1 protein-coding gene is annotated in these 8,663 nt (G+C 71.4%); it reads left to right on the top strand.

The window, feature by feature from the left end:
• Positions 1-51: 51 nt before the first annotated feature.
• Positions 52-8,663, top strand: an 8,612-nt coding sequence (locus tag ACH4U8_RS45950) for an SDR family NAD(P)-dependent oxidoreductase (RefSeq protein ID WP_395784729.1), incomplete at its 3' end; no start/stop codon positions are given.

Here is an 8,663-nt window from a genome sequence, read left to right as displayed (position 1 = left end):
GATTTCGAGGAGCGGTTCCGTGCGGCGACCGGTGGTCGTGGTGTGGATGTGGTGTTGAACTCGCTTGCGGGCGAGTTCGTGGACGCGTCGTTGCGGTTGTTGGCCGATGGCGGCCGGTTGTTGGAGATGGGCAAGACCGACATCCGGGATGCGGATGCGGTTCAGGCGGCCCATCCGGGTGTCTCGTATCAGGCGTACGACCTGTTGGACGTGGGGCCGGAGCGCATCGGGGCGTTGCTCGGCGACCTGTTGGGCCTGTTCGAGGCGGCTGTCCTGGAGCCGCTTCCGGTGCGGTCGTTCGATGTGCGGCGGGCGCCGGAGGCGTTCCGGTTCATGTCGCAGGCGCGGCACGTGGGCAAGTTGGTATTGGGCATGCCGGTGCCGCTCGACCCGGACGGCACGGTGCTGATCACCGGCGGGACCGGCACGCTCGGTGCCCTGGTGGCCCGCCATCTCGTCAGCCGATACGGCATTCGCAACCTGGTGTTGGCCGGCCGTCGGGGGCCGGACGCACCCGGCGCCCGGGAGTTGACGGACGACCTGGTGGCCCTCGGCGCCCGCGTGGTGGTCGAGGCGTGTGACACGGCCGATCGGGAAGCCGTCGCCGCGCTGCTCGCCCGAATACCCGTGGCTGCCCCGCTCACCGCGATCGTGCATGCCGCCGGTGTCGTCGACGACGGCCTGATCGAGTCGATGACCCCCGAACAGCTCGGGCACGTGCTGCGCGCGAAGGTCGACGGCGCGATCAACCTGCACGAACTGACCGCCGACCACGACCTCTCCGCCTTCGTGCTCTTCTCCTCGGTCGCCGGCCTGCTGGGCACCCCGGGGCAGGCCAACTATGCCGCCGCGAACACGTTCCTGGACGCCCTCGCCGCCCGCCGTCGGTTCGCCGGGCTTCCCGGCACCTCCGTCGCATGGGGTCTGTGGGCCGACGCCAGCGGTATGACCGGGCAACTCGGTCGCCGGGATCTGGCCCGGATGCGCCGCGCCGGCATCGTTGCGATGACCGCCGAACAGGGCCTCGGCCTGCTCGACGCGGCCCTGCACCTCGGTGCCGCGAACCTCGCCGCCGTCCGGCTGGACCACACGGCACTCGGGGCGCAAGCCACCCAGGGCGCGACTCCCGCACTGTTGCGCGGCCTGGTGCGCACCCGGGCCCGCCGTGCCGCGCAGGTCGCGGTGGCGGCAGTGGGCGGCGAATCCGCCCTGTCCCAACGGCTGTCGGGGCGGTCCGGGGCGGAACAGGAGCAACTGCTCACCGACTTGGTCCGGACCCAGGCCGCCCTCGTGCTCGGCCACACGTCGGCCGACCTGATCGGGGCGGAACAAACCTTCAAGGCGGTGGGGTTCGACTCCCTTGCCGCGGTCGAACTGCGCAACCGGCTCAATGCCGCGACCGCCCTGCACCTCTCCGGCTCGCTGACCTTCGACTACCCGACACCGGTCGCGCTGGCCCGGCACCTCAAGACCCGGATTCTGGGTGAACCGGGTGCGACACCACCCGCGTTGCCCGCACCCACGGTGTCGGTCGGGGACGACGAACCGATCGCGATCGTCGGCATGGCCTGCCGGTTCCCGGGCGGTGTCGGCTCGCCGGAGGATCTGTGGCGGCTGGTGGCCGAGGGCCGCGACGCGATCGGCGACTTCCCGACCGACCGCGGCTGGGACCTGGAGGGCATCTACGACCCCGACCCGGACAGCTCGGGCAAGACCTACGTCCGTGCGGGCGGCTTCCTCGACCGGGTCGCCGACTTCGACGCCGAGTTCTTCGGGATCTCGCCGCGTGAGGCGTTGGCGATGGATCCGCAGCAGCGGTTGTTGCTGGAGTCGTCGTGGGAGGTGTTCGAGCGGGCCGGGATCGACCCCGCACCGCTGAAGGCGAGTGCGACCGGTGTGTTCATCGGTGCCGTGTCGCAGGACTACGGGCCGTTGCTGAGCCGCACGCCGGAAGCCGTCGAGGGCTACCGACTCACCGGCACCACCGGCAGTGTCGCCTCGGGCCGACTGGCCTACTCCTTCGGGTTCGAGGGCCCGGCGGTGACCGTGGACACGGCCTGCTCCTCGTCGCTCGTCGCCCTGCATCTGGCCTCCCAGGCCCTGCGCCGGGGCGAGTGCACGATGGCACTGGCCGGCGGCGCGACCATCATGTCCAGCCCCGACATGTTCATCGAGTTCAGTCGCCAACGGGGACTGGCCGACGACGGCCGCTGCAAGGCGTTCGCGGACGGTGCCGACGGCACGGCCTGGTCCGAGGGCGTCGGCGTGCTGCTGATGGAGCGGCTCTCGGACGCGCAGCGCAATGGCCACCGGGTACTTGCCGTGGTCCGCGGCTCCGCGGTGAATCAGGACGGTGCGAGCAACGGGCTGACCGCGCCGAACGGTCCCTCGCAGCAGCGGGTGATCCGGCAGGCGTTGGCGAACGGTCGGTTGAGTGCGCGGGACGTGGATGCGGTCGAGGCACACGGGACCGGTACCACGCTCGGCGACCCGATCGAAGCGGAGGCGTTGCTGGCCACGTACGGCCGCGACCGTGGCGACGAACAGCCGCTGTATCTCGGGTCGTTGAAGTCGAACATCGGCCATGCCCAGGCGGCCTCGGGCGTCGGCGGCGTGATCAAGATGATCATGGCGCTGCGCGAGGGTGTACTGCCGCGCACGCTGCATGTCGACGCGCCGTCCTCGCATGTGGACTGGATGGCGGGCGACGTCGAGCTGTTGACCGAGGCGCGGGAGTGGCCGGACACGGGTCGACCGCGGCGAGCGGGTGTCTCGTCGTTCGGGATCAGCGGTACGAACGCGCATGTGGTGCTGGAACAGGCGCCCGCCACGACACCGGAGCCGTTGGCGGAGCCGGAACGGGGTGCCGATCCGGCCGGGGTTCCGGCGCAGGATCCGCCGGGGTTGGCACTGCCGTTCGTACTGTCCGGTGCCTCGGATGTCGCGTTGCGGGCACAGGCGGGTCGGCTGATCTCGTTCCTCGCCGATCGGGTGGAGGCCGAACCGGGAGCACTGGCCCTGGCGTTGGCCGCATCGCGGTCGGCACTGGAGCATCGTGGCGTCGTACTGGCCGGGAACCGTGCCGAGTTGACGGCGGGCCTGGAGGCGCTGGCGGCCGGCGTACCCGCGACGGGTGTGGTGCAGGGGATCGCACAGGCTGCGCGCCGGACGGTCTTCGTCTTTCCTGGTCAGGGTTCGCAGTGGTTGGGGATGGCTGCGGGGTTGTTGGGTTCGTCGCCGGTGTTCGCGGGGCGGGTTGGCGAGTGTGAGGCGGCTCTTGCGCCGTTTGTGGACTGGTCGTTGGTGTCTGTGTTGCGGTCGGGGTCGGAGGAGTGGCTCGACCGGGTGGATGTGGTGCAGCCGGTGTTGTGGGCGGTGATGGTCTCGTTGGCCGAGTTGTGGCGGTCGTTCGGGGTCGAGCCGGGTGCGGTGGTGGGGCATTCGCAGGGTGAGATCGCTGCGGCGTGTGTGGCGGGTGCGTTGTCGTTGCAGGACGCGGCGAAGGTTGTGGCGTTGCGGAGTCGGGCGATTTTGGCGCTGGCCGGTTCGGGTGGGATGGCGTCGGTCGGTTTGCCGGTGGATCGGGTGCGGGAGCTGATCGCGGGGTTCGAGGGTCGGGTGTCGGTGGCGGCGGTGAATGGTCCGGCGTCGGTGACGGTGGCGGGTGAGCCCGCCGCGCTGGACGAGTTGCTTGCCGACTGTGACGCGCGGGATGTGTGGGCGCGTCGGGTGCCGGTGGACTACGCGTCGCACTCGGTGCAGGTGGAGTCCATTCGGGAGCGGCTCCTGGTGGAGTTGGCGGATGTCGAGCCGATGGCGCCGGTGGTTCCGTTCTATTCGGCGGTGGCGGCGGAGCGGGTGGAGGGCGCCGCGCTCGACGCGGAGTACTGGTACACGAATCTGCGCGAGACCGTGCGGTTCGAGGAGACGGTGCGGCTGCTGCTCGCGCAGGGCTTCGACACCTTCGTCGAGACCAGCGCACACCCCGTCCTGACCGGTTCGATCGGGGACACCATCGAGTCCGCCGAGGCCCGAGCGGTATCCATGGGCACGCTGCGTCGGGGCGAGGGGGGCCGTGACCGGTTCACCGCGGCGCTTGCCGAGGCGTTCGCCGTGGGCCTGCCGGTCGACTGGCGACCGCTGCTGGACGGCGGGGGCGCCGGGCCGGTGGAACTGCCGACGTACGCCTTCCAGCGCAGGCGGTACTGGCCGGCGACTGCCGGTTCGACCGCCGGCGACCTCACGTCGGCGGGACTGACCATGGCCGACCACCCGCTGCTCGGGGCTGCGGTACGGCTGGCCGACTCCGACGGCCTCGTCCTGACCGGATCGCTCTCCCTCGGCTCGCACGCGTGGCTGGCCGGTCACCGGGTTGCCGGATCGGTGGTGCTTCCCGGCGCGGCCGTGGTCGACCTGGCCGTTCGCGCGGCGGACGAGGTGGGCTGCGACCTGCTGGAGGAACTCGTCCTGGAGGCCCCGCTGCGGATTCCGGACCAGGGCGCGGTACGCATCCAGCTACGGGTGGACGAGTCCGCCGACGTCGGGACGTACGGCCTGGGCATCTATTCCCGCCCGGCCGACGCGGATGCCGCCGACGGCTGGACGCGGCACGCCACGGCCGTATTGGCGACCGGTGCGGGCCGGGAGGTCGAGTGGGCCGCGGCCTGGCCACCGGCCGGCGCACAGGCGATCGACCTCGACGGCTTCTACGACGGCCTGGCCGAGGCGGGACACGACTACGGCGGCCTCTTCCGCGGGTTGCGGGCGGCCTGGCGCGTCGGGGACGACCTCTGCGCCGAGGTGGCGCTGCCCACGGACGACGAGGCTCCGTCCGGATTCGGCATCCATCCGGCCCTGCTGGACGCCGCGTTGCACGGCATTGCCCTCGGCGGCCCCGCGGACGGACGCCTGCGGCTGCCGAGCCGTTGGGCGGGCGTGTCCCTGGCCGCGACCGGTGCGACCGCGCTGCGCGTACGACTTGCGCACCTCGGTCCCGACGAGGTTGCCGTCGAACTGGCCGACCAGGCCGGTCGGTCGGTGCTGACCGTCGACTCGCTGGTGGTCAGGCCGGTCTCGATCGAGGAGTTCCGGGAGGCGCGGGGCGACCGTGCCCGAAGCATGTTCCGTGTCGACTGGGTGCCTGCCCCGAGCTCGGCCGATGCGATGGGCGAGTCGCTGCCCGAGGAGTGGGCGGTACTGGCCGCGATCGACGCGCAACCGGCCGCCGGGCCCCTGGCCGTGTACTCGGACCTCGGCGCGCTCGGCGCAGCCGTCGACGCGGGTGGCCCGATTCCGGAGGTCGTGCTGCTTCCGTGCGGGATCTCGTCGTCGCAGGACGCCGCCGACCCGGCCGGGGCCTTCCCGGATGCCGAGGCCGCGCATGCGGTTGCGGTGGGGGTGTTGTCGGTGGTGCGGGGGTGGTTGGGTGACGGGCGTTTTGTGGGGTCGCGTCTGGTGGTGGTGACTCGGGGTGCGGTGGGGTCCGGGTCGGGGTCGGTGGTGTCGGATGTGGCGTCGTCGGTGGTGTGGGGTCTGGTGCGGTCGGCGGCGACGGAGCATCCGGACCGGTTCGCGCTGGTCGACGTCGATGGCGGGGATTGGGTTGCCGGGTTGTCCGGGGCTTTGGCGTGCGGCGAGCGTGAGGTTGTCGTTCGTGGGGATGTGGTGTCGGTGCCGCGTCTGGTGCGGCATGCGGTCGATGCGGGCGTCGAGGGCTCGTCGTTCGGTGCGGGCACGGTGCTGATCACCGGCGGTACGGGCACGTTGGGCGCTTTGGTGGCCCGGCATCTGGTGACCGAATACGGCGTGCGGAGCCTGGTGTTGCTCAGTCGCCGGGGCGAACAGGCTTCCGGAGCCCCCGATTTGGTGGCGGAGCTGACGGAGCTGGGCGCGTCCGTTGTGGTCGAGGCGGGCGATGCGGCCGATCGGGATGTGCTGGTCCGTGTGCTGGAGGGTCTTCGGGTTCCGTTGACCGGTGTGGTGCATGCGGCGGGGTTGTTGGACGACGGCCTGGTGGAGGCGTTGACCGACGAGCGGTTGCACACCGTGTTGCGGTCCAAGGTGGACGGTGCGGTGAACCTGCACGAGTTGACCCGCGATCTGGACCTCGCCGCTTTCGTGCTCTTCTCCTCCGCCGCGAGTGTGTTCGGCAACAGCGGTCAGGCGAACTACGCGGCGGCCAACGCGTTCCTGGACGCCCTGGCGGAACACCGCCGGGCATCCGGCCGCCCCGGAATCTCCCTCGGCTGGGGCCCGTGGGCCCGATCCAGCGGTATGACCGCCGATACCGAGGGCAGCGCGGCCGCCCGGGCGCTGCGTCGCGGGGTGCGCGCCCTGACCGACGAGGACGGGCTCGCTCTCTTCGACGCCGCCGTGCGCTCCGACGCGGCGCACCTCCTGCCGGTCCTGCTCGACCCGGCGGCGCTGCGGACCCGCGCGGCTGCCGGCGCGTTGCCGGACGTGTTGCGCGGGTTGGTACGCGCGACGAGCCGTCGGATCGCGACCGGTGCGGCCGACGCGGCCGGATCCACCTTCGCGTCCCGGCTTGCGGTGCTCGACGACGAGGCGCGCGAGGCCGAGATCCTCCACCTGGTCCGGACGAACGTCTCACTCGTGTTGGGTCACGAGTCGGGTGAGGTGGTGGGCGCTGGGCGGGCGTTCAAGGATCTCGGGTTCGATTCGATGTTGGCGGTGGATCTGCGGAACCGGTTGGGTGCGGCGACGGGTCTGCGGTTGCCGGCCACGTTGGTGTTCGACTATCCGACTCCGGCGGCGATCGCGGGTTATCTGCGGGCCGAGTTGGTGGGTGCCGTCGCGGTCGACGCGGGGCCGGTCGCGGGGGTGGTGGTCGACGGGGATCCCGTGGTGATCGTCGGGATGGCGTGCCGCTATCCGGGCGGGGTGGCCTCGCCGGAGGACCTGTGGGACCTCGTCGCGGCCGGCCGGGACGCGATCGCCGGGTTCCCCGACGATCGTGGCTGGGACCTGGAGAACCTGTACGACCCGGATCCTGCGGCGTCCGGGAAGAGCTATGCGTCCGAGGGCGGATTCCTCTATGACGCGGGGCTGTTCGACGCCGGCTTCTTCGGGATCTCGCCGCGTGAGGCGTTGGCGATGGACCCGCAGCAGCGGTTGTTGCTGGAGACCTCGTGGGAGGTGTTCGAGCGGGCCGGGATCGATCCGGCCACGTTGCGCGGCAGCCGGACCGGCGTGTTCGCCGGCGTCATGTACCACGACTACGTGGACGGCACGGGCCCGGTGAACGCCGAGGTCGAGGGGTACGCGCTGACCGGCAAGTCGGGTAGTGCCGTCTCCGGTCGGGTTTCCTACACCTTCGGGTTCGAGGGCCCGGCGGTGACCGTGGACACGGCCTGCTCCTCGTCGCTGGTGGCCCTGCACCTGGCCGGCCAGGCGCTGCGCAGCGGCGAATGCTCGATGGCGCTGGTCGGTGGTGTGACGGTGATGTCGACGCCCGAGGTGTTCGTCGAGTTCAGCCGCCAGCGTGGGCTGTCGCCGGACGGTCGGTGCAAGGCGTTCTCGTCCGCGGCCGACGGGACCGGCTGGTCCGAGGGTGTCGGTGTGCTGCTGGTGGAACGGCTCTCCGACGCCCGGCGCAACGGCCACCGGGTGCTGGCTACGGTGCGCGGCACGGCGGTCAACCAGGATGGTGCGAGCAACGGTCTGACCGCGCCCAACGGTCCGTCGCAGCAGCGGGTCATCGGCCAGGCGCTCGCCAATGCGGGCCTGAGCAGCCGGGACGTGGACGCGGTGGAGGCGCACGGCACCGGTACGACCCTGGGCGACCCGATCGAGGCGCAGGCGATCATCGCGACCTACGGCCGGGACCGCTTCGACGAACAGCCGTTGTATCTGGGGTCGTTGAAGTCGAATATCGGTCATGCGCAGGCCGCGGCGGGTGTCGCGGGTGTGATCAAGATGGTCATGGCGATGCGTGCGGGTGTACTGCCGCGGACGCTGCATGTGGACGAGCCGTCGCCGCACGTGGATTGGGCGGCGGGTGCGGTCGAGTTGTTGACCGAGACCCGCGAGTGGCCGGAGACGGGCCGTCCCCGCCGGGCCGGCGTGTCGTCCTTCGGCGCCAGCGGCACCAACGCACACGTCGTACTGGAGCACGCGCCCACAGCGGTGCCGGTGTCCGAACCCGACGTGACGAACACCCCCGCCATTGCCCGGCAGTTCGTGGTGTCTGCCCGGTCGGACGGCGCGCTGCGGGCACAGGCGCGGCGATTGGCCGACTTCGTGGCCGAGCATCCCGAGATCGAGCCGGCCGCGCTGGCATCCGCGCTGGCCGTGTCCCGGTCGGCGCTGGAGCATCGCGGCGTCGTATCGGCCGGGGACCGCGCCGAGTTGATGTCCGGTCTGGTGGCGCTGAGCACCGGCGAGGCCGTACCGGGTGTCGTCTCGGGGACCGCCTTGCCGGTCGGTCGGCCGGTGTTGGTGTTCCCGGGTCAGGGTTCGCAGTGGTTGGGGATGGCTGCGGGGTTGTTGGGTTCGTCGCCGGTGTTCGCGGGGCGGGTTGCGGAGTGTGAGGCGGCTCTTGCGCCGTTTGTGGACTGGTCGTTGGTGTCGGTGTTGCGGTCGGAGTCGGAGGAGTGGCTGGACCGGGTCGACGTCGTGCAGCCGGTGTTGTGGGCGGTGATGGT

The sequence above is a fragment of the Embleya sp. NPDC020886 genome, assembly GCF_044333915.1.
Classification (GTDB): domain Bacteria; phylum Actinomycetota; class Actinomycetes; order Streptomycetales; family Streptomycetaceae; genus Embleya.
Note: the sequence above shows the minus strand (reverse complement) of the source record. Positions and strands in the feature narration are given on the sequence as shown.